Annotated in this window: 20 protein-coding genes and 1 riboswitch; of the genes, 18 read left to right on the forward strand and 2 right to left on the reverse strand. The window is 70.2% G+C overall.

Annotated features, from left to right (window positions below; translation table 11 throughout):
• Positions 1-9 precede the first annotated feature (9 nt).
• The 4 genes from ACSYGN_RS24055 to ACSYGN_RS24070 all read left to right on the forward strand — a co-directional run bounded on the left by ACSYGN_RS24055 (position 10) and on the right by ACSYGN_RS24070 (position 3,908).
• Positions 10-1,026 carry a hypothetical protein gene (locus ACSYGN_RS24055; RefSeq protein WP_460398924.1) on the forward strand — a complete coding sequence of 339 codons (1,017 nt, stop codon included), beginning with the start codon at positions 10-12 and terminating at the stop codon, positions 1,024-1,026.
• Between the two features lie 94 nt (positions 1,027-1,120).
• The gene (locus tag ACSYGN_RS24060; protein WP_460398927.1) at positions 1,121-2,197 is read left to right on the forward strand and encodes a suppressor of fused domain protein; all 1,077 of its coding nucleotides are present in this window, start codon (positions 1,121-1,123) and stop codon (positions 2,195-2,197) included.
• Between the two features lie 15 nt (positions 2,198-2,212).
• Positions 2,213-2,716: a hypothetical protein gene (locus ACSYGN_RS24065; protein ID WP_460398929.1), complete on the forward strand. Its 504-nt coding sequence runs from the start codon at positions 2,213-2,215 to the stop codon at positions 2,714-2,716.
• A 463-nt stretch (positions 2,717-3,179) separates the two neighbouring features.
• A complete protein-coding gene (locus ACSYGN_RS24070) occupies positions 3,180-3,908 on the forward strand; it encodes an HNH endonuclease family protein (RefSeq protein WP_460398931.1) in 729 nt (242 codons plus the stop codon).
• Between the two features lie 30 nt (positions 3,909-3,938).
• Here the strand turns inward: ACSYGN_RS24070 and ACSYGN_RS24075 are convergent, their stop codons facing one another.
• Positions 3,939-4,733 carry a hypothetical protein gene (locus ACSYGN_RS24075; protein ID WP_460398933.1) on the reverse strand — a complete coding sequence of 265 codons (795 nt, stop codon included), beginning with the start codon at positions 4,731-4,733 and terminating at the stop codon, positions 3,939-3,941.
• An 87-nt stretch (positions 4,734-4,820) separates the two neighbouring features.
• Positions 4,821-5,525: a hypothetical protein gene (locus ACSYGN_RS24080; RefSeq protein WP_460398935.1), complete on the reverse strand. Its 705-nt coding sequence runs from the start codon at positions 5,523-5,525 to the stop codon at positions 4,821-4,823.
• Positions 5,526-5,715: 190 nt separating this feature from the next.
• On the opposite strand from ACSYGN_RS24080, the gene ACSYGN_RS24085 reads away from it, so the two are divergent.
• The 14 genes from ACSYGN_RS24085 to ACSYGN_RS24150 all read left to right on the forward strand — a co-directional run bounded on the left by ACSYGN_RS24085 (position 5,716) and on the right by ACSYGN_RS24150 (position 23,748).
• A complete protein-coding gene (locus ACSYGN_RS24085; protein ID WP_460398937.1) occupies positions 5,716-8,046 on the forward strand; it encodes an N-6 DNA methylase in 2,331 nt (776 codons plus the stop codon).
• A gap of 354 nt (positions 8,047-8,400) precedes the next feature.
• Entirely contained in the window at positions 8,401-9,039 is a 639-nt protein-coding gene (locus tag ACSYGN_RS24090; protein WP_460398939.1) for a hypothetical protein, read from the forward strand.
• Between the two features lie 38 nt (positions 9,040-9,077).
• On the forward strand, positions 9,078-10,562 hold the full coding sequence (locus tag ACSYGN_RS24095) for a protein kinase domain-containing protein (protein ID WP_460403689.1): 1,485 nt from the start codon (positions 9,078-9,080) through the stop codon (positions 10,560-10,562).
• A gap of 179 nt (positions 10,563-10,741) precedes the next feature.
• On the forward strand, positions 10,742-11,569 hold the full coding sequence (locus ACSYGN_RS24100; protein ID WP_460398941.1) for a glycoside hydrolase domain-containing protein: 828 nt from the start codon (positions 10,742-10,744) through the stop codon (positions 11,567-11,569).
• A 162-nt stretch (positions 11,570-11,731) separates the two neighbouring features.
• The gene (locus tag ACSYGN_RS24105) at positions 11,732-12,379 is read left to right on the forward strand and encodes a SurA N-terminal domain-containing protein (RefSeq protein ID WP_460398943.1); all 648 of its coding nucleotides are present in this window, start codon (positions 11,732-11,734) and stop codon (positions 12,377-12,379) included.
• Between the two features lie 173 nt (positions 12,380-12,552).
• On the forward strand, positions 12,553-13,620 hold the full coding sequence (locus tag ACSYGN_RS24110) for a nucleoside triphosphate pyrophosphohydrolase (protein ID WP_460398945.1): 1,068 nt from the start codon (positions 12,553-12,555) through the stop codon (positions 13,618-13,620).
• Between the two features lie 238 nt (positions 13,621-13,858).
• Entirely contained in the window at positions 13,859-15,187 is a 1,329-nt protein-coding gene (locus ACSYGN_RS24115; RefSeq protein WP_460398947.1) for a cytochrome P450 family protein, read from the forward strand.
• A 198-nt stretch (positions 15,188-15,385) separates the two neighbouring features.
• On the forward strand, positions 15,386-16,450 hold the full coding sequence (locus tag ACSYGN_RS24120) for a transglycosylase family protein (RefSeq protein WP_460403691.1): 1,065 nt from the start codon (positions 15,386-15,388) through the stop codon (positions 16,448-16,450).
• 198 nt (positions 16,451-16,648) lie between these two features.
• A riboswitch (cyclic di-AMP (ydaO/yuaA leader) is annotated at positions 16,649-16,819 on the forward strand.
• Between the two features lie 3 nt (positions 16,820-16,822).
• Positions 16,823-17,512 carry a transglycosylase family protein gene (locus tag ACSYGN_RS24125; RefSeq protein ID WP_460398949.1) on the forward strand — a complete coding sequence of 230 codons (690 nt, stop codon included), beginning with the start codon at positions 16,823-16,825 and terminating at the stop codon, positions 17,510-17,512.
• Positions 17,513-18,079: 567 nt separating this feature from the next.
• On the forward strand, positions 18,080-19,360 hold the full coding sequence (gene eno / locus ACSYGN_RS24130) for a phosphopyruvate hydratase (RefSeq protein WP_460398951.1): 1,281 nt from the start codon (positions 18,080-18,082) through the stop codon (positions 19,358-19,360).
• A gap of 272 nt (positions 19,361-19,632) precedes the next feature.
• Positions 19,633-20,109, forward strand: a complete 477-nt coding sequence (locus ACSYGN_RS24135; protein WP_460398953.1) for an FtsB family cell division protein — start codon at positions 19,633-19,635, stop codon at positions 20,107-20,109.
• Between the two features lie 140 nt (positions 20,110-20,249).
• The gene (locus ACSYGN_RS24140) at positions 20,250-20,768 is read left to right on the forward strand and encodes a DUF501 domain-containing protein (protein WP_460398955.1); all 519 of its coding nucleotides are present in this window, start codon (positions 20,250-20,252) and stop codon (positions 20,766-20,768) included.
• Between the two features lie 160 nt (positions 20,769-20,928).
• Complete coding sequence (locus tag ACSYGN_RS24145) at positions 20,929-21,879, forward strand: Ppx/GppA phosphatase family protein (protein ID WP_460398957.1); 951 nt, start codon at positions 20,929-20,931, stop codon at positions 21,877-21,879.
• 465 nt (positions 21,880-22,344) lie between these two features.
• Complete coding sequence (locus tag ACSYGN_RS24150) at positions 22,345-23,748, forward strand: NAD(P)/FAD-dependent oxidoreductase (RefSeq protein WP_460398959.1); 1,404 nt, start codon at positions 22,345-22,347, stop codon at positions 23,746-23,748.
• Positions 23,749-24,216: the final 468 nt, after the last annotated feature.

Below are 24,216 nucleotides of genomic sequence, written 5' to 3' on the forward strand. Positions count from 1 at the left end.
GTTTTCACGATGTCCCGCACCACCCCGCCCCGTCCGGTGCGGGTCGAACGGCTCTTCCCCGAGCTGGCCGGTTTCCGCGGCACTGCGACCCGGCTGCACCCCCGGCTCGGGACGCCCGGGGTGCGGGACAGTTCGGTGGGCGGTCCGCTGCTGTGGCCGGTGGATGAGCCGTGGCCGATGTGCACCGAGCGCCACCGGCGCCGTTACGGGGACCGTGTGGCGGATGTACGGCTGCGGCGGCGGATCCTCGCGGAGGCATGGAGCCGCACTCCCGAGCCGGGGCGGCAGCCAGGGCCCACCGCCGAGGAGCGCGACATCCTCGCCTCGCTCAAGCGCGGCCGGCACGCACCCTGGCTGCAGGACACCGACCCGATCCCGATGCTGGCGCTGGCACAGCTCTCTCGCCACGACGTACCCGACCTCGGGGGACCGGCCGACTGCGACATGCTCCAGGTGCTGTGGTGCCCCTTCGACGCGCACGGCGGTCGTCATCAGCCCGCTGTCGAACTGCGCTGGCGCCGCTCGGCCGACGTCGGCGAGGTCGTCGCCGAACAGCCCGAACCCGAGGTGGTCGGGTCGGAGGGCTACGTGCCGGAAAGCTGCGTCCTGCACCCCGAACAGGTCGTCGAGTACCCGTACCTCGACCTGCTGCCGCAGGAACTGCGGGAACAAATCCTCGCCTGGGAAGGCGACGAGGACGAGATCGAAGAGGACTCGGTCACCTACCAGACGGATCTGTCGATCGCCCCCGGGTGGAAGGCCGGCGGATTCGCCTCCTGGCACGCTACCGACCCGGCACCCGTAGTCTGCGACTGCGGCCGGACGATGGAGCTGCTGCTCACCGTCGCCAGCACCGAGTGGGACAACGGCTGCCGCACCTGGATCCCCGTCGAGGACCTGCCGACCGTCGACGCAATGTTCGCCAGCAGGCCGTCGCAGGTGACCGTCGGCCGCGGGGGCGACATGAACGTCTTCACCTGCCCCGCCAATCCCGCGCACCCGCACCACATGGTCTTCCAGGGCTGACCCCGGACGGCGGGTTGGCACGGCCGTTCCTGGGGCGGTCGCGTGAGCCGGGTCGTCGACCGCGGCTGAGGAGAGCGGGGCCTACCATGATCCAGTGGCAGAGGAGCGCTCAGGCACAGCGGCAGCGGCACTGGACCTTTTGAACCGCGTACAAGCGGGAGATTCAGCCGCGGCCGACCGGCTCGGCGACATGCTGCCCTCGCTCAGGGAGGCGGCGGAATCCGGCGACGTGGCTGCCCAGAACGTGCTCGGAGGGGTTCTCCTCGGATTTGCGGAGAGTCCCTCCGATGCTGCCCTCTGGTTCACGAAGGCGGCCGAGCGGGGCAGTGCCGTCGGCAAGCGGAGCCTCGGTCATCTCTACGCGAACGGACTGGGGGTTCCGCAGGATCTCGCGCAGGCTGAACGGCTCTTCACGGAGGCCGCCGACCAGGGAGACGCCCACGCTCAGTTCAATCTGGCGCAACTGCGGTGGGGGAAAGGCGACCCTCAAGCCGTCGCCGGTCTCCTGCGATCCGCCGCGGAGGGTGGTGTCGACGAGGCATATGCCGTGCTCGGTGACCTGCTCGCGGCGATGGATCAGGATGCCGAGGCGCTGCGCAGCTATCTGAGGGCCGCCGAGTCCGGCCATGACGGAGCGATGTACACGGCTGCCTGCTGGTACAGGGACGGAACCGCCGGAGGCCGGGACAAGGCCGAGGCCCTGAGGTGGTTCTTCAAGCTGTTCAAGAGACATCTGACGTCGCGCATGTCCGATAGGCACCAGCACCTGGAACTGCTGGCGTGCGGACGCCCCGTACCGGGAGACGAACACGGGCCACTGCCCGGGGTGCTGGAATGGGTCGCCGACCGTCTGGTGGCCAGCGGGGAGGCGGTTCTGCGTGGAGACGTCGTCCCCCTGCCCATGCCCTTGATCCCCGGCGGCGCGATGACGGCTCTGTACGCCGCGCTCCCGGTCTGCTTCGACGATGAATTCGCATCGGTCGTACTGGAGAACAGGGTCGAGACGTCGGTGGTGTGGCTCGTCCCCATCGGTACCGCCGAAGTGGCGTTCGTCAGGGAGAACGGATGGACTGCCTTCGAGGAGGAACTGGTCCGGCAGGATCCCGACCTGCTGGATCTGAACCGGGCCGAGATGGCCTTCGAACGGGATGAGCCATCCCAATTCACCTGAAATCGCGAGGATTCATTGACTCTCTGGGATGCCGAGGTCGGCCGATTCGAGGACGACCTGCTGAAGTGCCCCGTCGGCTCTCTGCGTACTCTCGGGCTGCGGGTCATCGAGGAGACGCCAAAGGTTTACGTGCGGCCCTTGGAGGAGTTGTTCGATCAGGACACGGTCGCACTGTTCCGGAATGCCGTCGGTGAGTTCCGCTCTTTCGCGGGCTGTGCCGAGACGGTGTCGGAAACGTGGGGCCAACTGTTCGCGGAGGCCTGTGACTGGCAGGACAGCAAGTCCCCATTCACCGCGGCCTCGCTGTGTCAAGGGCTGGCGCAGTACTCCGATTTCCTGCTCGGGGAGGACAACTCCGAAGAACTCCTGGAAGTTCTCTCCTCCTGCTACGAGTCCGTCCTGTCCGTCGCCGCCCTCGGCCGGACGTTCACCGTCAATGCGGAACAGGAGGACCCCCGCTGCCGCCAGGCGGTCGGCCTTCAGCTGGCGCAACTCGAGGAGGTCTGCGGAATCTCCTGACCGTGCGGTGCCCTGCGGTGATTGCGGGTCTGGCCGATATCGAGGTGCTGCGGCCGATCGGACATGCGTGACGTAAGATGCCTCGTGGACAGGCCGATAGTGGCGTACACCTGGATGCCCGGAATGGCACCCCCGGTGAAGTACCCGATGTGCGTCGCGCCCCCTGGGGCTCGCTCGGTAGCCGACCAAGCCCCGGCCAGTCGGCCGAGGCGGGACTCGCAGTGATTGATCAGCACAGCCACCGTTGTGAAGCCTCCGTTCTCTTCCGAAGCCGGGCTCACCAGTACTTCTGCCCCGTCCCCACCATCGCCTCGGCCTCTCCGGGGGAGTCTCGCAGCTCCCCGGCACGGTGGTCGATGCGCTGATGGGGGTCGTCGGCCTGCTCCTCACCGTTACCGTGGGACCGGCGAACATCCGTCCGAACGAAGGGCGGAACCGGGCAGGCAAGGGGAGGGACGGCGTTGTGATGCGTATGAGGGGTGGGGTCGCCGCTGCCGCTGTCGTCGTGCTGCTGAGCACGCTCGCGGGATGCAAGGACACGACCGGAGGATCCGACGGCTCGTCAAGCACACCGGGTTCGGGTGGCAGCGGCGCGGCGCTGGCCGCCGTCGACTCGCTGACCGTCAAGGGCCGTGCACCGAAGACGGGTTACGAACGCTCCCGGTTCGGCACTGCCTGGGCGGACACCGACTCCAATTCCTGTGACACGCGGGACGACATCCTCAAACGGGACCTGAAGGACGTGAAGTTCACCGGCGGCACCTGCAAGGTGTCCTCCGGGGTGCTGCGGCCCGACCCTTACTCCGGTACGGAGGTGACGTACCGGCGCGGGCGCAGTCAGGTGGACATCGACCACCTCGTCTCCCTCTCGGACGCCTGGCAGAAGGGCGCCAAGTACTGGGACGCCGGCAAGCGGATAGCTCTGGCCAACGATCCCCTCAACCTCCTCGCTGTCGATGCGAGTGCCAACCGCGGCAAGGGTGACGGCGACACGGCGACCTGGCTGCCGGACAACAAGTCGTACCGGTGCACGTATGTCGCGGCCCAGGTCGCCGTGAAGAAGAAGTACCAGCTGTGGGTCACCGCAGCGGAGAAGGCCACGATGAAGAGGGTTCTGTCCGCCTGTCCTGGCCAGGATCTCCCGTCGGGCGGCAATCCGACGAAAGCACCGGAGCGGTTCCATGCGGACTAGGCCCCGCTCCCGGCCGGGGCGGGGCCTCGGTCAGCCGCCCAGCTTGTCCAGGTCGAGGATGCTGCCCGCGGGCTTCTTCGCCGGGACCGGCTCGTTGTAGTCGGTGAAGGTGACGGAGCCCTTGTCCTTGCCGGTGAGGCTGTCCAGCCGCAGAAGATACGGTTTGCCCTCGGTCGCGACGTAGATCGTGTAGCTCTCGCTGCCGTCCTTCTCGTGCAGGGTGACGGCTGGGGCGCCGTTCACCGTGGCTGCCGCGCCCTTGGTGGTGGCGGATGTGGAGCCCTTGCCGTCCTCGGCGCCTTTCAGCACGGTGTCCAGGTCGCAGAAGCCCGCGATGTCCTTGGCATCCTGGCCCGTGGCGGCCATCTTGGTCCACTTCCCGGCGAGCAGGGCCACGGCGGCGTCGGTGTCGGACTTCGACTCGCCCTTGCCCTGGGCGCGCAGGAACGCCTCGTCGTACTTCATGTAGACGGTGTCCCCGACCTTGATCAGGTCGGCCTTGCCCTGGCCGCTCATGCTCATCGTCCCGGCGCACTCGCCCTTCTTGTTGAGGGCCATGTCGAGGGTGATCATGCCGGAGCTCTCGTCGTCGGCGATGTCGCCCTTCATCCGGACCGACGAGGCGCCGGTGGTGGCGTCCAGGGCGCGTTCGGCGATCTGAGCGCCGGTCAGTCCGGCGAAGGGGTCCTTCGTGGCGGCGGACTTCTTGGAACCGGTGGAGCTGCCCGTCCTGTTGCCTGCGTTGTCCTTGCCGGACTGGCAGCCGGTGAGCGCGGTGGCGACCGCCGCGGTGAGACAGACGGCGGCGAGTGCGGTGCGACGCATGGGTTGTCCTTCGTGGATGGCGTGAAGTGGTGCGATGAGCGGTGGTGTGACGCCGGTGCGGCCGGCGGCCGGCCACCAGGGGGCGACTCAGGAGGACTTCTTCCAGTCGCCGCAGCCGGTCGTCTTGAAGTAGCCGTCGCCCTTGCCGATCGTGACGACGGCCGTGCCGGTCACGTTGTTGTTGGCGATGATCGAGTCGAGGGACTGCTCCGCGTCCTTGGTGCGCTCCCAGTAACAGGAGTCGTCCTTGTTCCCGGTGGAGCGGTAGGTGCCGGGGGCGACATCGGTGCCGACCTTGAACATGCCACCGTCGCCGGACATCTTCGCGGTGGGGGAGCCGCTCTCGGCCTTCGGGTCGACGGTCTCCCAGTCCGAGCAGCCGCTCGTCTTGAAGATCTTGTCGGTGGCCTTGACCGTGACATAGCTCGTGCCCGTCACGTTGTCGTTGGCCAGCAGCGAGTCCGTCTCGCCCGAGGCGTCCTTGGCGCGCTCCCAGTAGCACATGCCGTCGGTGTTGCCGGTCGAGCGGTAGGTGCCGGGCTTGATGTCCGAGCCGACCCGGAAGTCGCCGTCGCCCTTGAAGGCGACCTTCTTCGCGGCCTTCGCGTCGCCCTTGCCGGCGTCCTTCTTCGTGCCGCCGGACTTGTGCGGGGCTGAGGCGGAGGAGCCTTTGTCGGAGCCGCCGCTCTTGCCGCTGTCGTCCTTGCCGCCGCCTCCGGTGTTCGCCGACACGGCGCCGATGACGACGACGCCCACGACGGCGCCCAGCGCGATCTTGGCCTTCATACCCATGGCTTTCCCTCCCCGATGACGGCGACCGCTCCTGCTCTGCGACCGCTCGTTCGCTGGGTCAATAACAGCACGGGCCGTGAACCGAGTCAACACGATTCACGCGTGGTGACCAATACACATGCGTGAACGGGATTCTCCTGCCTTCCCCGGTATGCTCGGCGTCACAGACGGGACGAGGGGAGTGGGGTGCGTGCAGGACAACGCGACGGAAGTGACTGCGGCGGGAATCGCACGGCTCGCCGGTGTCGGCCGAGCCGCGGTCAGCAACTGGCGGCGCCGGCACCCCGACTTCCCCAAGCCGGTGGGCGGCACCGAGACCAGTCCCTCCTTCGCGCTGGCCGAGGTCGAGGCATGGCTGCGCAGGCAGGGGAAGCTCGCCGAGGTGCCGCTGCGCGAGCGCGTCTGGCAGCAGCTCGCCGGGCACCCGGAAGGGCCGGTCACCGCCCTGGTGCACGCGGGCTGCGCCCTGCTGCTCGTCCATGACCGGCCCACTGTCTGGTTGGACGTGAGCGCCGGTTCCGACGAGCGGCTGGCGGCGATGCTGCCCGAGGCGCTGGCTGAGGTGCTGGGGCCACGCTTCGGGGTGCCGACGGGGACGGCGGGTGCGCCGGCGGCGGGCGGTCAGACCCCGTCAGCGACCCCGTCAGCGGCGTCGGTCGCCCCGGCCGCCCCGGGTGCCTCGACTGCCGCGCGAGGCGCTGTTCACACGCCGTCGGCCGCCGAGGGCGCGCACACCGCGCCCGCCGCGAACGGCCCCCACGCCGTGAACCGTCCGCGTTCTGTGAACACCCCGCCCGCCGCTCACACCCCGCCCCTCGCGAGCGCCCGACCCCAGAGCACACCCCCTGTGAACCCCACGGCCGTCGTGAACTCGCGACCCCCTGTGAACGCCCAGCCAGCGGTTCACACCCCCACCGGCCCCCAGCTCCTCCCCTCCGTCCGCTTGCTGCGCGGCGCCGCCGAACTGGCCGCCGAACTGGGCGCCCGCCAGACCTTCGAGTTCCTGCTGGGACGGCACCTCGACGCCAACCCGCGCCAGTACACCCTCACCCCCGCCGAACTCGCCGGTCTCATGGCCGACCTCGCGGGCCCCGCCCGCACCGTGCTCGACCCCGCCTGCGGCACCGGCGCCCTGCTTCGCGCAGTCCCCGACCGCCCCGGCCAGGAGCTCTACGCCCAGGACAGCGCCGCCGACCTCGCCGCGCTCACCGCGCTCCGGCTCGCGCTGCACACCCGGGCCGCCGTGCGCGGCACCGTGGGCGACACCCTGCGCGCCGACGCATACCCGGGGCTGCGCGCCGACGTCGTGCTGTGCCACCCCCCGTTCAACGAGCGCAACTGGGGCCACGACGAACTCGCCTACGACGCCCGCTGGGAGTACGGCTTCCCCGCGCGCACCGAGTCCGAGCTGGCCTGGGTGCAGCACGCGCTCGCACGGCTGAAGGAGGGCGGCACCGCCGTCCTGCTCATGCCGCCCGCCACCGCCTCCCGCCGCTCCGGCCGCCGTATCCGCGCCGACCTGCTGCGCCGGGGCGCGCTGCGGGCCGTGCTGGCCCTGCCGGTCGGGGCGGCGCCGCCGTACAACATCCCGCTGCACATCTGGGTGCTGCGGCGCCCCGGTACGGCGCCCGCGCAGCCCGAGGTGCTGCTCGCCGACACCGGCCGGTTCGCCACCGGCGGGCGCGGCGGCCCGGACTGGCAGGGCGTGCGGGACACGGTCCTGGACGCCTGGCGGGCCTTCGACCGCGCCGGACGGCTCGACGAGCGTCCGGGGCTGGCCCGTTCGGTGCCGGTCATCGATCTCCTCGACGACGACGTGGACCTCGCCCCCGCCCGCCATCTGCCGCCGCCCGCCGCAGCCGACGGCGCCGAGCAGCTCACCGCCGTACGGGACCTCCTCGGCGAGACCCTGCGCCTGACCGCCGATCTCACCCCGCCCCCGGCCGAGTCCGCCCGGCCCGCCCGCTGGCCGCTCACCACCGTCGGCGAACTCGCGCGCGGGGGCGCACTGCTGCTGCGCACCGGCGGAAACGGCGGCAACGCGCGCGTGCCCGTGCTCACCGACAATGACGTCCTGGCGGGCACCGGCCCGTCGGGGACGCTGCCCGAGAGCGACGAGGAGGCCGTCCTCGCGGAGGCCGGGGATGTCGTCGTCCCGGTGCTCGGGGGCGGCTCGGTCGCGCGCGTGGTCGACGACGCGACCGCGGGCGCCGCCCTGGGGCGCAATCTCGTGCTGCTGCGGCCCGACGCCGCGGCGCTCGATCCGTGGTTCCTCGCCGGGTTCCTGCGCGGCACCGCCAACAACCGCCAGGCCAGCAGCTATGCGTCCACCGCCACCCGCCTCGATGTGCGTCGCCTCCAGTTGCCCCGTCTCCCGCTCGACGAACAGCGTCGCTACGGCGCGCGGTTCCGCGCCCTGGACGAGTTCGAACGGGCGCTCAGGTACGCGGGACGGCTCGGCGAGCAGCTCGTGCGCGGCATGTACGACGGCCTGACGGACGGCACGGTGACTCCGGACTGACGACCCGCGCGTGCGGACGACTCGCGCGCGGGTTACGCGGTGCGATCCGGACGTCCGGCGCGCACCCCACCCGCACCCGGCCGCACATCCACGCCGGCGCAAGCCGGGCATCACGCGCGGGGGGCGTGCGCCCGGCATTTTCCGGAAGCCCTCACTCCGCTGATCACCGCCGATCACCGGCGGCACCTGCGGCGTCATCAGGAGTGATCGGCGCGACAACGGTTCGGTACAACCCGGACCGGTTGTCCGTGTGGACCTATACGCTCGAAGCGACAATGGCACGACCGTCGTTGCCCGGAGCACCGGGGACGGGGTATGCCGCGCACGCGTTCTACTCAGGCATCAGGAGCAGCCATGCAAGGCCACGGCTACGCACAGCCGGTGAAGCAGCCGCCCGCCACCGGATGGCTGATCCTGCTGCGCGCGGTGCTCGTGGTCCTGTCCTTCTGCAGTCTGGGCTTCCTGGCCTGGGCGATGCTGCTGCGGCTGGCGATCGTGACGCGCAAGTCGGTGGACTGGGGCCTGCTCGTGGCCGTGATGGCGGCCGACACCCTCAGCATGGCGCTGATCGCAGCCGAGCCCGGTGACAAGATCCACACCACCGGCGGCTGGCTGGGCCTGTTCCTGCTGCTGAGCACACTGGTGGCGGCGACGGCGTACTACCTCGCGGCCGAGATCCGGTACTACCAGGGCCAGCGCCAAGCGGCCTACGGCACACAGCAGTCCGCCGGGGCGTACGGCTATCCGCTGCCTCCGGCGCCGTACCCCGCCGCTACGCCGTACCCTGCCGCCACGCCGTACCCGGCCCCCACTCCGCACCACACCCCGCCCCCGATGCCCGCGCCCCAGCCGCCGCTGTCGACGGCGCCGCCGCCCCCGCAACGACGCACGCCGGCCCATATCGACCAGGTGCGCGCCGAGCTCGACGAACTCAGCGACTATCTGCGCAAACACGACGGCACCCAGGACGGCAACCACGAGGGCGGAAGGTGACCGTGGCGACAGGACGTGTCGTCGCCGACCGCTACGAACTGTCCACGCTCATAGGGCAGGGCGGCATGGGCCAGGTCTGGACGGCGTACGACCAGCGGCTCGACCGGCGTGTGGCGGTGAAACTGCTGCGCCCCGACAAGGTGGCCGGCCAGGAGGCCGACGAACTGCGCCGCCGCTTCGTGCGCGAGTGCCGGGTGACCGCGCAGGTCGACCATCCCGGCCTGGTCACGGTGCACGACGCGGGCAGCGAGGGCGAGGAGCTGTTCCTCGTCATGCAGTACATCGACGGCGCCGACCTCTCCGACCATCTCGCCGAGCACGACCCGTACCCGTGGCAGTGGACGGTCGCGGTCGCCGCGCAGCTGTGCGCCGTGCTGAGCGCCGTGCACGCCGTGCCGATCATTCACCGCGACCTCAAGCCGCGCAATGTGATGGTGAAGCAGGACGGCACCGTCACCGTCCTCGACCTGGGCGTCGCCTCCGTCATGGACAACGACACCACCCGCCTGACCCACACCGGCTCCCCGATCGGCTCGCCCGCCTATATGGCGCCGGAGCAGGCCATGGGCGGTGCCGTCGGCCCGTACACGGACCTGTACGCGCTGGGCGTGCTGATGCACGAGCTGCTCAGCGGCGATGTGCCGTTCGCGGGATCGACGGCGCTGGGCGTGCTGCACCGCCATCTGTACGAGCCGCCACTGCCCGTGCGCCGGCTGCGCCCCGAGGTGCCGGAGCCGCTCGAAGCGCTCGTACTGCGCCTGCTGGCCAAGGACCCGCAGCACCGCCCGGCCTCCGCGCAGGAGGTGTACGAGCACCTGGAGCTGCTGCTCCCGCCGCGCGGCACCCCCACCGGCGCGCCGCTCGACCCCACGCGCCCTTTCCTGCGCCCGCAAGCCCCCTGGCCGGACCGCGCGCGCACCCCCGCGCCCCAGCCCGCCCCCGTGGCGGCCGTGCCCGACAAGCCCGATGTCGCCGCCGCGGTCGACGAGGTCAAGCGGCTGCTCGGCGAGGGCCGCATCACCCAGGCCGTCGACATCCTCGGCGCGATCCTGCCCGCCGCCGCGCAGCAGCACGGCGAGCACTCCCCGGTGGTGCGCACCCTGCGCAAGCAGTACGCGGCCACGCTCCTGGACGACGGCCAGTACCGGCGCGCGCTGCCCGAACTGCGCCGGCTCGCCGACGAGCGCGCCGCCGAGGCCGGGCACGCCGACCCGCAGTCCCTGCGCTACCGCTACGAAGCCGCCCAGTGCCTGGAGCAGCTCGGCGAACCGGCGGCCGCGCTCGCGGAGTACCGCTCGCTGCTGCCGTACTACGAGAACCAGTACGTCGCCGGAGACCCCGAGCTCTCCCACGACGTACGCCGCCGCATCGGGCTTCTGCTGCTCGCCCTCGGCGACCGCGCCGCCGCGCACGACACCCTCGCGCGCCTGCTGCTCGACGTCGAGATGCTGCGCGGACCCGGCCATCCGCTCGCGGCCGAGATCCGCCGCACCCTGCAATGGCTGGGACAGATGCGGGGGTAGAGTTTGCCGGGTCCTGAGAGACATCTGTGATCTGCATGGTCCGGTGTTTCCCGCAGGCGGGGGCCGCTTCGGATACGGTTCGGTCCGTTTTGCCGCGCGATTCAGGCCACTCTCGATTTTTGTGTCCTTTGGCGCGTTTTTTCTGCTCATGTAATACACATCCAGGGGTGGGGTAGACCATGTCCGGCCATCGGCAGTCGAAGAAGCGCAGATACCTCATATGGGGGGCCGTCGGAGTCGCCGTCGTCGCCGGGGCGGGGATCGCCGCGCAGACCTCCATGGCAGCCACCACCTGGCCCGCGCAGAAGACGTTCACCGGCCGCGCCTTCGACACCTGCGCCGCACCGTCCACCGCCGCCATGAAGGCATGGCACGACGGCTTCTACGGCGCCGCGGCCGTCTACGTCGGCGGCAAGAACCGCGGCTGCGCCCAGCCCAACCTCACCGCCTCCTGGGTCAAGTCGGTGACCACGGTCGGCTGGAAGCTCATACCGCTCTACGTAGGTGCCCAGCCGCCCTGCCAGACCGGCTCCAGCCCCGAGAAGATCTCCGCGTCCACCGCGGCGAGCCTCGGCGCGAGCGACGCCGCCGACGCGGTGGCCAAGGCGTCGGCCCTCGGTATGAAGGCCGGCAGCCCGATCTACCTCGACATGGAGTCGTACGACACCACGAACACGTCGTGCAACGACGCCGTGCTGACGTACGTCCGCGCCTTCGACAAGGGGCTGCACGCCAAGACCTACCGCGCGGGCTACTACGGCTTCACCAGCTCCAGCGCCAAGGCCATCGCCACGGCGAAGGACAAGACGGACCTGCCGGGCAACCTCTGGTACGCGCTGTGGGACAAGCAGAACACCACGACCGCCGACTGGCCGTGGGGGGCCACCCAGTTCACCGGGCACAGCCGGGCCCACCAGTACATGGTCAACAGCAAGGAGACGCGCGGCGGCTACACCATCACCGTCGACCGTGACGCCTGGGACGCCCCGGTGGCCATCACCGGCTGACGCAGGGCGCCGGCCGGGGCGGCGGCGGTGGCCGCGGCCCCGGCGTTGCCCGAAATCATGGTGAATCGTTGAGCGGAAGGGTTGGCCTGAGCTGGGCCACTGCCTAACATCGATCACCGCAAGACTTTGTGCACCCCGGCACAAGCTCCTCGGGAGGTTTCCTTGCACCGCCGCCGTCGCTCCGCGCTCGTCCTGTCCGCCGCGCTCCTCGCGGCGGCGCCGCTGCTCACCGCCTGCGGTGACGACTCGCACCCGGGTGCGGCGGCTGTCGTGGGGGGCCAGCGGATCACCGTGGGGCAGCTCCAGACCCGGGTCAACGAGGTGCGCGCGGCGCAGCGGGCGGCGGTGTCGGACGACACGCAGTACCAGCAGGTGCTCGCCAGCTCCGGCAGCCTCACCCGCGACACCCTCCACGCGTTGGTCCTCGACAAGGTGCTGCACAAGGCCGCGCAGACCGCGGGCGTCACCGCCACCCGCAACGAGGTCCAGCAGTTGCGCACCAGCCTGGAGCAGCAGGCGGGCGGCTCCAAGGCGCTGGAGACGGTCTGGCTCCAGCGCTACGGCATCGCGCCCAAGCGTCTCGACGACAACCTCCACCTCCAGCTGGAGGCCCAGAAGCTCGCCACGACGCTCGGCACCGACACCAGCCAGCCCGCCTTCTGGAAGGCCCTGTCCGCCGCGTCCAAGGCACTCCGCGTCGACCTCAACCCCCGCTACGGCACCTGGGACGTCACGAAGAGCAGCCGCGTCGACGCCAAGACCCCGTGGGTACGGGACGTCACGGCGGCCTCGCAGCAGACGGCGACCTGAGGCGACCTGAAGCGACCTGAGGCGGGGCGCCTCAGGTCGGGCGGGGCGGGCCGTGGGCCGCGGTGTAGTACCGGCGGCGGTACGGCGTCTGCTGCGGTCCTACGATCCGATCGGCATCCCGGGCCTGTGGACAACGCCGGAGGCCGGTCCGCGGGGTGCGTTACGTTCGGAGCGTGAACACCACCAGCCCCGAAGCCGCTCCCGGACGTATCGTCCTGCTCACCACCAGCCACCGCGTCGCACCCGGACTGCTGTCCTGGCCCGCCTGGCAGGCGCTGCGCTCCGCCGACCGTGTGCTGTGCGCGGACGGCGCCCATCCGCAGCTGCCGTATCTGCGCGAGGCCGGCATAACCGTCGACGAGGCCGCCCCGACCGCCGAGCAGCTCGTCGACACCTGCGCGGGTGGCCGCACCGTGGTGGTCGTGGCCACCGGCGAGGGTGAGCCCGCGCTCACCGACGGACTGGCCCGTCTCGCCGGTTCCGGCCGGGTGAGCATGCCGGATCTGGAGCTGCTGCCCGCCTCCTACGACCTGCCGGGTGCGCGCCTCCTCGACCTCGTCCAGGTAATGGACCGTATCCGCGCCGAGTGCCCCTGGTCGTCCCGGCAGACCCATGAGGGACTGGCCAAGTACGGCATCGAGGAGGCGTACGAGCTCGTCGAGGCGATCGAGGCCGGTGACCGCGCCGAACTGCGCGAGGAACTCGGCGACGTACTGCTCCAGGTCGTCTTCCACGCGCGGATAGCGGAGGAGGACCCCGAGGCGCCGTTCTCCATCGACGACGTCGCGGGCGGCATCGTCGCCAAGCTCATCCACCGCCATCCCCATGTCTTCGGCGACGAGACGGCCGAGACCCCGGAGGACGTCAAGGAGCACTGGCTGCGCACCAAGGCGGAGGAGAAGCGCCGCACCTCCGTCACGGAGGGCATCCCCCTGGGCCAGCCCGGCCTTGCCCTGGCCGCGAAGCTGGCCTCCCGCGCCCGCACAGCAGCCCTCGACGTACCGCTGCCCCACGGCGAGGGCGTCGGCTACGAGCTGCTGGCACTGGCGGCCCGGGCCGAGGCGGAGGGGGTGGACCCGGAGACGGCACTGCGCGCGGCGGCGCGAGCGTACCGGGAGGCGATACGTGCCGCGGAGGGCGTTCGGGGCGGGGAGAGCGTCGAGGACGTGGAGGGCATCGAAGGCGTGGAGGGTGTGGACGGCGTCGAGGTCATGGGGTCCGCCCAGGACGAGCAGAGCTGACGGTCGCCGCAGCCGAAGGCCGTCCGTCCCGTGCCACGGGTAGCCGCGCAGTGGTACGAGGAGGCGGCCCGCCTCCACAGCCTTGCGCCACGGCCCCGCCTCACGGCCTCGCGCCATGGCTCGGGTCTCGCGCCACGGCCCTGCGCCACGTCCCTGAACCTCGCGCCCGCCGCGTCCCTGCGCCGCGGCCCCGGTCCCCCGGGCGCGGTCGTCCCACCGCCCCGGATACCGTCGGGGAGTGACCGACCAGCCCAGCTCCCCGACCCCCGCCGAGCCCGCCCGGCCTGGTGAGCCCGCCCGGCAGGGTGAGCCGCCCGCACCCGCCCTGTTCTCCTGGGAGTTCGCCACCGACCCCTACCCTGCCTACGCCTGGCTACGGGAGCACGAGCCGGTGCGGTGGACCAGGTTGCCCAGCGGGGTGGAGGCGTGGCTGGTCACCCGGTACGCCGACGCCCGGCAGGCGCTCGCCGATCCGCGGCTGTCCAAGAACCCGGAGCATCACGACGAGCCGGAGCACGCCAGGGGCAGGACGGGCATCCCGGGTGAGCGCAAGGCGGAGCTGATGACGCATCTGCTGAACATCGATCCACCGGACCACACCCGGCTGCGGCGGTTGGTCAGCAAGGCGTTCACCCCGCGCCGGGTCGCGGAGTTCGCTCCGCGGGTGCAGGAGCTGACGGACCGGCTGATCGACGGGTTCGCCGGGCGCGGCGGCGCGGACCTCATCCATGAGTTCGCGTTTCCGCTCCCTATCTATGCGATCTGCGATCTGCTCGGTGTCCCGCGCGAGGACCAGGACGACTTCCGGGACTGGGCGGGCATGATGATCCGTCATGGCGGAGGGCCGCGTGGCGGGGTGGCGCGGTCGGTGCGGAAGATGCGTGGCTATCTCGCCGAACTCATCCATAGAAAGAGGGAGCTGCTGCCCGATGAGCCAGGCGCGGGGGAGGACCTCCTCTCGGGGCTCATCCGGGCCTCGGACCACGGTGAGCACCTCACCGAGAACGAGGTTGCGGCGATGGCGTTCATCCTGCTGTTCGCCGGCTTCGAGACCACGGTCAATCTCATCGGCAACGGCATGTACGCGCTGCTGACCCACCCGGGGGAGCGGCGGCGGCTCCAGGAGTCCCTCGCGCGCGGCGAACGGGGGCTGCTGGAGAACGGGGTCGAGGAACTCCTGCGCTACGACGGGCCGGTGGAGATCGCGACATGGCGGTTCGCCACCCGGCCGCTCACGGTCGGCGGTCGGAGCATCGCTGCAGGTGATCCTGTACTTGTGGTGCTCGCGGCGGCCGATCGGGACCCCGAGAGGTTCCAGAATCCGGACGTGCTCGACCTCGCTCGAAGTGACATGCAACACCTTGGTTACGGCCACGGTATCCACTACTGCCTCGGCGCACCCCTGGCCCGGGTCGAGGGGCGGACCGCGCTCGGTACCCTGCTGACCCGGCTGCCGGACCTGGAACTGGCGGTGGAATCGACCGATTTGCGGTGGCGTGGTGGGCTCATCATGCGTGGACTGCGCGGCTTGCCCGTGGAGTTCACCTCCGTCACACCCGTCCGGTAATCGACCGGATCGACATTTTCGACTGACGGGAGCCTTACTCAAAAGGTGACATTCCCTCACCTCTGTGATCTTCGCGTGATCTCCGTGGCATGAACTTGTGATGACTGATCGTCTGTCGCTACGTTCGACCGTCAGCACGGCGACACACCGAGCTTCAAACGCCGCGCTGGTCACTGCTGTCTCGTGAAAGGCCCCGATATGCTCTCCGGGAACGGTCGTCATCGTCGCCCCCGTCAGGCCCCGGCCCTCATCGTCGCGGCCGGTGTGACAGGCTCCGCCATCGCCATCCCGCTGCTCGGCGCGGCGAGCGCCCACGCGGCCGACGGCACCACATGGGACAAGGTCGCCCAGTGCGAGAGCGACGGCGCCTGGAGTGCCGACATAGGCAACGGGCGTTACGGCGGCCTCCAGATCACCCAGGCCGACTGGGAGCAGTACGGCGGTCTCGACTATGCCGCGCGTGCCGACCAGGCCAGCCGGCAGCAGCAGATAGCCGTCGCCGAGAAGATCCTCGCGGACCAGGGTGCCGACGCGTGGGCGACCTGTGGTGCGCTCTACGGACTGGACAAGGACTCGGGCAACGCCTCGGTCGACACGGGTGTCGCCGACGACGAGAACTCCGACTCGTCGTCAGGGTCGTCGGACAACTCACAGTCGGACGAGAACGGCAACTCAGGCAACTCCAACTCTTCGGACAAGTCGGACTCGAAGGATGATTCTGACTCGTCCGATGTGCCGGTCTCATCCGGTCTGTCGGACTCCTCGACCGACAACTCGTCCAGCTCGGGCAACGGGTCGTCCTCGTCGTCCAAGGGGAAGAGCAACAATGGCAAGTCCGACAAGAACGGTAAGTCCGACTCCTCCGGTGTGACGGACTCCACGAAGTCCACGGGGTCCGGCTCGACCGGCTCGCAGTCCCCGACCACCTCGCCGACCGAGGCGCCGACGGGTGACACGACGGACGATTCCCTTCAGGCCGACGGGACTTCGGCCCTGGTCGACACCGGTGCCCTCGGCTCAGGACGGCACCGTGGCGCCAGCGACGAGGGCGAGGGCGGCCTCTCCAGCGACTCCACCGGCGGGCGGCACGCCTCGCAGACCGACGGCACGTACACCGTCCGTGCCGGGGACAGCCTCATCTCCATCACGGACGCCCTGGACCTCGACGGCGGGTGGCGGCACCTCTATGCCATGAACAAGAAGACCATCGGTTCCGATCCCGACCGCATCACGGCTGGTCAGACTCTGCAGATCGGTTCGTAAACGGGCGAAATCGAGCGGGAGTTGATGCACCGTTTCGTACGGTAATGTCCACTTTGGTGAAAGTGTGGGATCAGTCTCAGAAGCCCTGATCGTCTTTGAAATTCCATGAGCCGTGTGTCTACGGTCAATGCCGCCCGGCACCCCGGGCCCCGGCCGTCGTTACGCCGAGTCCTGCCAGCGGCAGTCCGGGAACAGTCGTCGCGTCAAGCGCCGTAGGCAGGAGCGGGGGACCCAAGGTAGGCGCCGGGCCCGGCAGTCGAACGCCGGTTCCGGCTAGGGGTGAAGTCATGCCTCCTCAGGAGGTGTGACCGGGCAACTCAACCGGCCCGAACCCGACAGCTCACCTCGCAGGCGTCGGTGAGGGGATCTTCCATGCTGTTCTCCAGCAAGGGCAAGCACCGTCGTCCGTCCAAGGCCACCCGTGTCGTCGCCGTCGTCGGTGTCACCGGCGCCGCGATAGCCGCCCCGCTGATGGCCGCCGGCACCGCCTCCGCCGCCACCGCCTCCGAGTGGGACGCCGTCGCCCAGTGCGAGTCGGGCGGCAACTGGGCCATCAACACCGGCAACGGCTACTACGGCGGCCTCCAGTTCTCCGCCTCCACCTGGGCCGCGTACGGCGGCACGGCGTACGCGCCGACCGCCAACCAGGCCAGCAAGGCGCAGCAGATCGCCATCGCCGAGAAGGTTCTCGCCTCCCAGGGCAAGGGCGCCTGGCCGGTCTGCGGCACGGGCCTGTCCGGTGCCGCCTACAACGGCGGCACGGCGTCGTCCTCGGGCTCCACCGGCTCCGCCACCACCAAGCGCTCCACCGAGAAGCCGGCCGCCTCCCGCTCCGCCCAGCGCCCGGCCGCGAAGTCCGCCTCGAAGACGGTCACCACCCCGACCGGCAAGAAGGTCAAGAAGGGTGACGGCGAGTACAAGGTCGTCAAGGGTGACTCGCTCAGCTCCATCGCCGTGAAGCACCACGTCAACGGCGGCTGGCAGAAGCTGTTCAAGCTCAACAAGGGCGTCGTCGAGCACGCCGACCTGATCTACCCGGGCCAGCAGCTGCACCTGAAGTGACAGTCCGTGGCCAGCTGAGCCACAGGCCCCTCACATCCCCGGCCATGACAGTTGAGGCCCCGTGAGGGTCCCGCGACTCCCATGGTCTCCCCGCCCCGGCGCGCATTCCCCCGTACGCGCCGGGGCGGGGTTCTGCGTTCTCCGGGTTCGTCGGCGTTCTCCGCACCCACGAGGTGCGTTCTCCGGCGTTCTCCGGTCTTCTGCAGGTTCTCCGGGGCAATTCACAAGTGAACTCCGGCGCATTCCGCCGCGTTCCGGCGTATTCGTGGTGTTCCCGGCGTGTTCCGGCGTGTCCCGGCGCGTTCCTCGGTATGCCCCGGCGCGTTTCCGGCTGTGCCCCGGAGGGTCAACCGGTGTTCTTCTCCGGGTGTATTCGAGGCGTTCTCCACCCTCGCTTTGTTCCGTGGTGAAACAATTGGGTACCGTCTGACCCAGTCCTTGGACCGGTCGGTCGGCTGGCCGACTGCCCAGAGACGGTTAGGCTCTAGTCGCAAGGCTCCACCATGGCCGTCAAAGGCCCACGTGCACCCCGCACCACATGCGTCACATTCCGAGAAGGAGATGCTCGTGCCGTCCATCGACGTCGTCGTAGCCCGGGAAATCCTGGACTCCCGAGGCAATCCCACGGTCGAGGTCGAGGTCGGCCTCGACGACGGCAGCACGGGTCGTGCCGCCGTCCCGTCCGGCGCCTCCACCGGTGCCTTCGAGGCCATCGAGCTTCGCGACGGCGACCCCAACCGTTACCAGGGCAAGGGTGTCGAGAAGGCCGTCCTCGCCGTCATCGAGCAGATCGGCCCGGAGCTGGTCGGCTACGACGCGACCGAGCAGCGCCTGATCGACCAGGCCATGTTCGACCTGGACGCGACCGACAACAAGGGCTCGCTCGGCGCCAACGCCATCCTCGGCGTCTCGCTCGCCGTCGCCCACGCCGCCTCCGAGGCCAGCGACCTCCCGCTGTTCCGCTACCTGGGCGGCCCCAACGCGCACCTGCTGCCGGTGCCGATGATGAACATCCTGAACGGCGGCTCGCACGCCGACTCCAACGTGGACATCCAGGAGTTCATGATCGCCCCGATCGGCGCGGAGTCCTTCTCCGAGGCCCTGCGCTGGGGTGCCGAGGTCTACCACACGCTGAAGAAGGTCCTGAAGACCAAGGGCCTGTCCACCGGCCTCGGCGACGAGGGCGGCTTCGCCCCGAACCTGGGCTCCAACCGTGAGGCCCTCGACCTGATCCTCGAGGCCATCAAGGAAGCCGGTTACGCCCCCGGCGAGCAGATCGCCCTCGCGCTCGACGTCGCCGCCTCCGAGTTCTACAAGGACGGCAAGTACCTCTTCGAGGGCAAGGAGCGCTCCGCCGCCGAGATGACGGAGTACTACGCCGAGCTCGTGGCGGCGTACCCGCTCGTCTCCATCGAGGACCCGCTGTTCGAGGACGACTGGGCCGGCTGGAAGGTCATCACCGACAAGCTCGGCGACAAGGTCCAGCTGGTCGGCGACGACCTGTTCGTCACCAACCCGGAGCGCCTGGCCCGCGGTATCGAGGAGGGCAGCGCCAACGCCCTGCTGGTGAAGGTGAACCAGATCGGTTCGCTCACCGAGACCCTCGACGCCGTCGAGCTCGCCCAGCGCAGCGGCTACAAGTGCATGATGTCGCACCGCTCCGGTGAGACCGAGGACGTCACCATCGCCGACCTGGCCGTCGCCACCAACTGCGGCCAGATCAAGACCGGTGCCCCGGCCCGCTCCGAGCGTGTCGCCAAGTACAACCAGCTGCTGCGCATCGAGGAGATCCTCGACGACGCCGCGGTGTACGCCGGCCGCAGCGCCTTCCCGCGCTTCAAGGGCTGACCCGGCCGAGGTCAAGCCTCAGCCAGTCGCACGTACGTCCCCGTACGCGGTCCCGTACCGTGTCCGGGGACGTACGTGCGTCTGCGCGCGGCGTGCGGATACGTACGGTGTGCGCGGGTGCGTGCGTCCGGTGTGCGGACGACGTAGGTGCGCGGGCGCGTGTACGGACGTAGGGGCGTACGGGCGTGCGGGCCGAGTGTGGGTGCGTACGCCGCGTACGCGGCGTAGGACGATGCGGGTGACGGCACCCGACGGAACGGGAGGCGGGGACCATGGCCGTGAAGAACCGGGACCGGTTCTCCACCGCGACGCGGCTGAGGCTGCTCGGCGAACAGACCGCAGAGCGTGTCTACCGCTCCCAGACCAAACGCCAGGCCCGCCGCTCCCGGCTCACCGGCCGCGCCGCCCTGCTCGCCATCGTCGTGTGCACGCTTGTGGTCGCGCTCGCCTACCCGATACGCCAGTACGTCTCCCAGCGCGCCGAGATCGCCGACCTCCAGCGGCAGAAGCGCCAGGCCGCGGCGCGTGTCGAGCAACTGCGTGACCTCAAGGCGCGCTGGCAGGACGACGCGTACGCCGAGCAGCGGATCCGCGAACGGCTGCACTACGTGCTCCCGGGCGAGACCGGGTACATCGTGATCAACCCCGGGGTGACCAAGCAGTCGCACACGCAGCAGGGGGCCGCCGACCGGTCCTGGTACGCGAATATGTGGGACGGGGTCGACAAGGCGGACGCCGCCGGGCGCTGACGTCGTCGTTCGTCGTGTTTCCTCGCTGCGGGTAGCGTTCGGAGCGACCCGCAACCCGCGACCCGCAGCGATGCAGAGCGACGACAGCTGCGACCGAGAGCGCTGCGACCGAGAGCGCTGCGACCGACAGAAAGACACGCATGGAAACGCCCCCGCCGTCCACCCCGCGCACCGAGCCCACCGACGCGGACGTCGAAGCCTTCAAGGAGCAGCTCGGGCGTCCCCCGCGCGGCCTGCGCGCCGTCGTGCACCGGTGCCCGTGCGGGCAGCCGGACGTCGTCGAGACCGCCCCGCGGCTGCCCGACGGCACGCCCTTCCCCACGCTCTACTACCTCACCTGCCCGCGCGCCGCCTCCGCGATCGGCACGCTGGAGGCGGAGGGCGTGATGAAGGAGATGACGGAGCGGCTGGGTACGGATCCGGAGCTGGCCGCGGCGTATCGCGCCGCTCATGAGGACTACATCCGGCGGCGCGACGCGATCGAGGAGCTGACCGGGTTCCCGAGTGCCGGGGGGATGCCGGATCGGGTGAAGTGTCTTCATGTGCTGGTGGCGCATTCGCTGGCTGCCGGGCCTGGGGTGAATCCGCTCGGGGACGAGGCGATCGCGATGCTGCCGGAGTGGTGGCGGAAGGGGCCGTGTGTGGGGGGCGGGGAGTGAGTTCGCCCCCGCCGCCCCTTCCCGTTCCCGACCCCGGGGGCGCTGCCCCCGGACCCCGTTTTCGGCCTGAACGGCCTCGTCCTCAAACTCCCCCAAGCTCTTCGAGCAGGGGGGACCCCCAGACGGGCTGGATACACCGACCTTGCTGTGAAGGAACCCCATGACCCGTGTCGCCGCCGTCGACTGCGGTACCAACTCCATCCGGCTGCTCGTCGCCGATGCCGACCCTGCCACCGGGGAACTGGTCGAGCTGGACCGGCGGATGATCATTGTGCGGCTCGGGCAGGGGGTCGACCGGACCGGGCGGCTCGCCCCCGAGGCGCTGGAGCGGACCTTCGCCGCCTGCCGTGAGTACGCGGCCGTCATCAAGGAACTCGGTGCCGAGCGGGTGCGGTTCGTGGCGACCTCCGCCTCCCGGGACGCGGAGAACCGGGACGAGTTCGTGCGGGGCGTGCTGGACATCCTCGGTGTCGAGCCCGAGGTGGTCAGCGGGGAGCAGGAGGCCGAGCTGTCCTTCACCGGCGCCACCAAGGAACTCACCGGCACCGACGGCTTCGCCCGGCCGTTCCTCGTGGTGGACATCGGCGGCGGCTCCACCGAGTTTGTGGTCGGCGACGACCGGGTGCGCGCCGCGCGCTCCGTGGACGTCGGCTGTGTGCGCATGACGGAGCGGCACTTGGTGCAGGACGGCGCCGTCACCGATCCGCCCACCGAGGCGCAGATCGCCGCGCTGCGGGCGGACATCGACGCCGCCCTCGACCGCGTCGAGGAGACGGTCCCGCTGCACGAGGCGCGCACGCTGGTCGGCCTCGCCGGCTCGGTGACCACCGTGTCGGCCATCGCCCAGAACCTGCCCGCCTACGACTCCGCCGCCATCCACCACTCCCGGGTGCCCTACGACCGTGTGCGCGAGATCACCGACCGGCTGACGCACTCCACGCACGCCGAACGTGCGGCGATCGGTGCCATGCATCCCGGCCGGGTCGATGTGATCGCCGCCGGAGCCCTGGTCCTTCTGTCGATCATGGAGCGGATCGGGGCGCGGGAGGTCGTGGTGAGCGAGCACGACATCCTCGACGGCATCGCCTGGTCGGCGGCCCGGCCCGTCTGACGTCCCGGTGACGGCCCGGTGACGGCCGCGTCGGCAGCCACCGCTGAGCAGGGCGGATGCCGTATGAGCGGGGCAAGGGCGGCTCGTCAAGCACTCGCTGACGGGCCGCCTGGAAAGTTCGTGAAGTTCTTCACAAGGAAAACGGGCGTGGCGCTCGACGGAAGGGGTCCGATAGACCCTTCCAGGGACTGTAGGGCCCTGTGAACATGTTCAGAAACGCGCTACCGGCGTGCGGCGAGGGTGCCTCCCGGTGGTGCACGCCGCGCTGTCCGCGGGTTCCCGGAGGGGAGGACGGGCAGCTCATGCCGTATGGACAGCGGTCCTTGGTGAACGGCCGTTCCCGCCCGGGGCGCCTCCGGGGGACCTGTCTGGATCGGGCGAGCCGCGCAGTGTAACACAGACCCCGTCCAACCTTGTGAAGGGGCTCACGAACACCCCCCTTGGGCCAGGTGGATACTCGATCCCATGAGCACCACGGAGCGTCCCAGGATCCTCGTAGTAGGCGGTGGGTACGTAGGCATGTACGCAGCGCGACGCATCCTCAAGAAGATGCGCTACGGCGAGGCGACCGTCACGGTCGTCGACCCGCGCTCGTACATGACCTACCAGCCCTTCCTTCCCGAAGCCGCCGCCGGCAACATCTCCCCGCGCCACGTCGTCGTTCCGCTGCGCCGTGTGCTGCCGAAGGCGGAGGTGCTCACCGGCCGGGTCACCAGCATCGACCAGGACCGCAAGGTCGCCGCGGTCACGCCGCTCGTGGGCGAGCCGTACGAGCTGCCCTTCGACTACCTGGTCATCGCGATGGGCGCGGTCTCCCGCACCTTCCCGATCCCCGGCCTCGCCGAGCAGGGCATCGGCATGAAGGGCATCGAGGAGTCCATCGGTCTGCGCAACCACGTCATCGAGCAGCTAGACAAGGCCGACTCCACGACCGACGACGCGATCCGCCGCAAGGCGCTCACCTTCGTCTTCGTCGGCGGTGGCTTCGCGGGGGCGGAGACCATCGGCGAGGTCGAGGACATGGCCCGGGACGCGGCCAAGTACTACACCAACGTGTCCCGCGACGACATGCGCTTCATCCTCGTCGACGCCGCCGACAAGATTCTGCCGGAGGTCGGCCCGAAGCTCGGCCAGTACGGCAAGGAGCACCTGGAGAGCCGGGGCGTGGAGATCTACCTCTCCACCTCCATGGAATCCTGCGTCGACGGGCACGTCGTGCTGAAGAACGGGCTGGAGGTCGACTCCGACACCGTCGTGTGGACGGCCGGCGTCAAGCCCAACCCGGTGCTCGCCGAGTTCGGCCTGCCGCTCGGCCCGCGCGGCCACGTCGACTGCGCGCCCACCCTCCAGGTCCAGGGCACCGACTACATCTGGGCCGCGGGCGACAACGCCCAGGTACCCGACGTCGCCGCCCGCAAGGCCGGTAACGAGAACGCCTGGTGCCCGCCCAACGCCCAGCACGCGCTGCGCCAGGCCAGGGTCCTCGGCGACAACGTCATCTCCGGGCTGCGGGGCTTCCCCCAGAAGGAGTACAGCCACACCAACAAGGGCGCGGTGGCGGGCCTCGGCCTCCACAAGGGCGTGGCGATGATCGTCGTCGGCAAGATGCAGATCAAGCTCAAGGGCCGTATCGCCTGGTACATGCACCGCACCTACCACGGTCTCGCGATGCCCACCTGGAACCGCAAGATCCGGGTCTTCGCCGACTGGACCCTCGCACTGTTCCTCAAGCGCGAGGTCGTCTCCCTCGGCGCGATGCAGAACCCGCGCGACGAGTTCTACGCCGCCGCCCGGCCCAAGCCCGTGGCCGCCGCGGCCTCCGCAGTCGCCGCAGCCGCCAAGACGGAGGAGAAGGCCAAGGCATCCTGACCCTGCCGGTCGCGTAGCCGACTGCCCTGCCGGTCGCCTTGTCGGCTGCCTCGTCGATTGCCTTGCCGGTCTCCTGACCCCCGGTTGCAGACCCGGTCCGGTCCGAGCCGAAGGGCCTCCCGCCATCCGTGGTGCGGGAGGCCCTTCGGTGTTTTCGCCACCTGTCGGGTATTTCGAGGATCCGTCGGGTGTCGGGAACCCCTCGGGGACTCGGGCATCCCTCGGGAGCTGGGGATCCGCCGGGCGTTGGGGATGCGTCGGTACGGGGGATCCGTCGGTACGGGGGATCCGTCGGGCATGGTGGGGGACCCGACGGGCATTTTCCCGCCGTCCCAGGGGCATTTCCGTGGTCTCTTCGGGTCTTTTGCCATCCGTGACGCCGGTGGGGGACTGCGGCCGGGCCCCGCGGGTGTTTACGTGGTGTTGGACATTCCGAGACCCCCTCCCCGCGCCCCGGCGGCCGGCCCG

This window comes from Streptomyces sp. YIM S03343, from assembly GCF_054729195.1.

What these genes read in the sequence shown, in the direction of transcription:
- ACSYGN_RS24125 (WP_460398949.1), top strand. Translation starts at nt 16,823, where the DNA reads ATGCTGTTCTCCAGCAAGGGCAAGCACCGTCGTCCGTCCAAGGCCACC.
- ACSYGN_RS24080 (WP_460398935.1), bottom strand. Translation starts at nt 5,525, where the DNA reads ATGGGTATGAAGGCCAAGATCGCGCTGGGCGCCGTCGTGGGCGTCGTC.
- ACSYGN_RS24100 (WP_460398941.1), top strand. Translation starts at nt 10,742, where the DNA reads ATGTCCGGCCATCGGCAGTCGAAGAAGCGCAGATACCTCATATGGGGG.
- ACSYGN_RS24090 (WP_460398939.1), top strand. Translation starts at nt 8,401, where the DNA reads ATGCAAGGCCACGGCTACGCACAGCCGGTGAAGCAGCCGCCCGCCACC.
- ACSYGN_RS24120 (WP_460403691.1), top strand. Translation starts at nt 15,386, where the DNA reads ATGCTCTCCGGGAACGGTCGTCATCGTCGCCCCCGTCAGGCCCCGGCC.
- ACSYGN_RS24150 (WP_460398959.1), top strand. Translation starts at nt 22,345, where the DNA reads ATGAGCACCACGGAGCGTCCCAGGATCCTCGTAGTAGGCGGTGGGTAC.
- ACSYGN_RS24135 (WP_460398953.1), top strand. Translation starts at nt 19,633, where the DNA reads ATGGCCGTGAAGAACCGGGACCGGTTCTCCACCGCGACGCGGCTGAGG.
- ACSYGN_RS24055 (WP_460398924.1), top strand. Translation starts at nt 10, where the DNA reads ATGTCCCGCACCACCCCGCCCCGTCCGGTGCGGGTCGAACGGCTCTTC.
- ACSYGN_RS24140 (WP_460398955.1), top strand. Translation starts at nt 20,250, where the DNA reads ATGGAAACGCCCCCGCCGTCCACCCCGCGCACCGAGCCCACCGACGCG.
- ACSYGN_RS24145 (WP_460398957.1), top strand. Translation starts at nt 20,929, where the DNA reads ATGACCCGTGTCGCCGCCGTCGACTGCGGTACCAACTCCATCCGGCTG.
- ACSYGN_RS24075 (WP_460398933.1), bottom strand. Translation starts at nt 4,733, where the DNA reads ATGCGTCGCACCGCACTCGCCGCCGTCTGTCTCACCGCGGCGGTCGCC.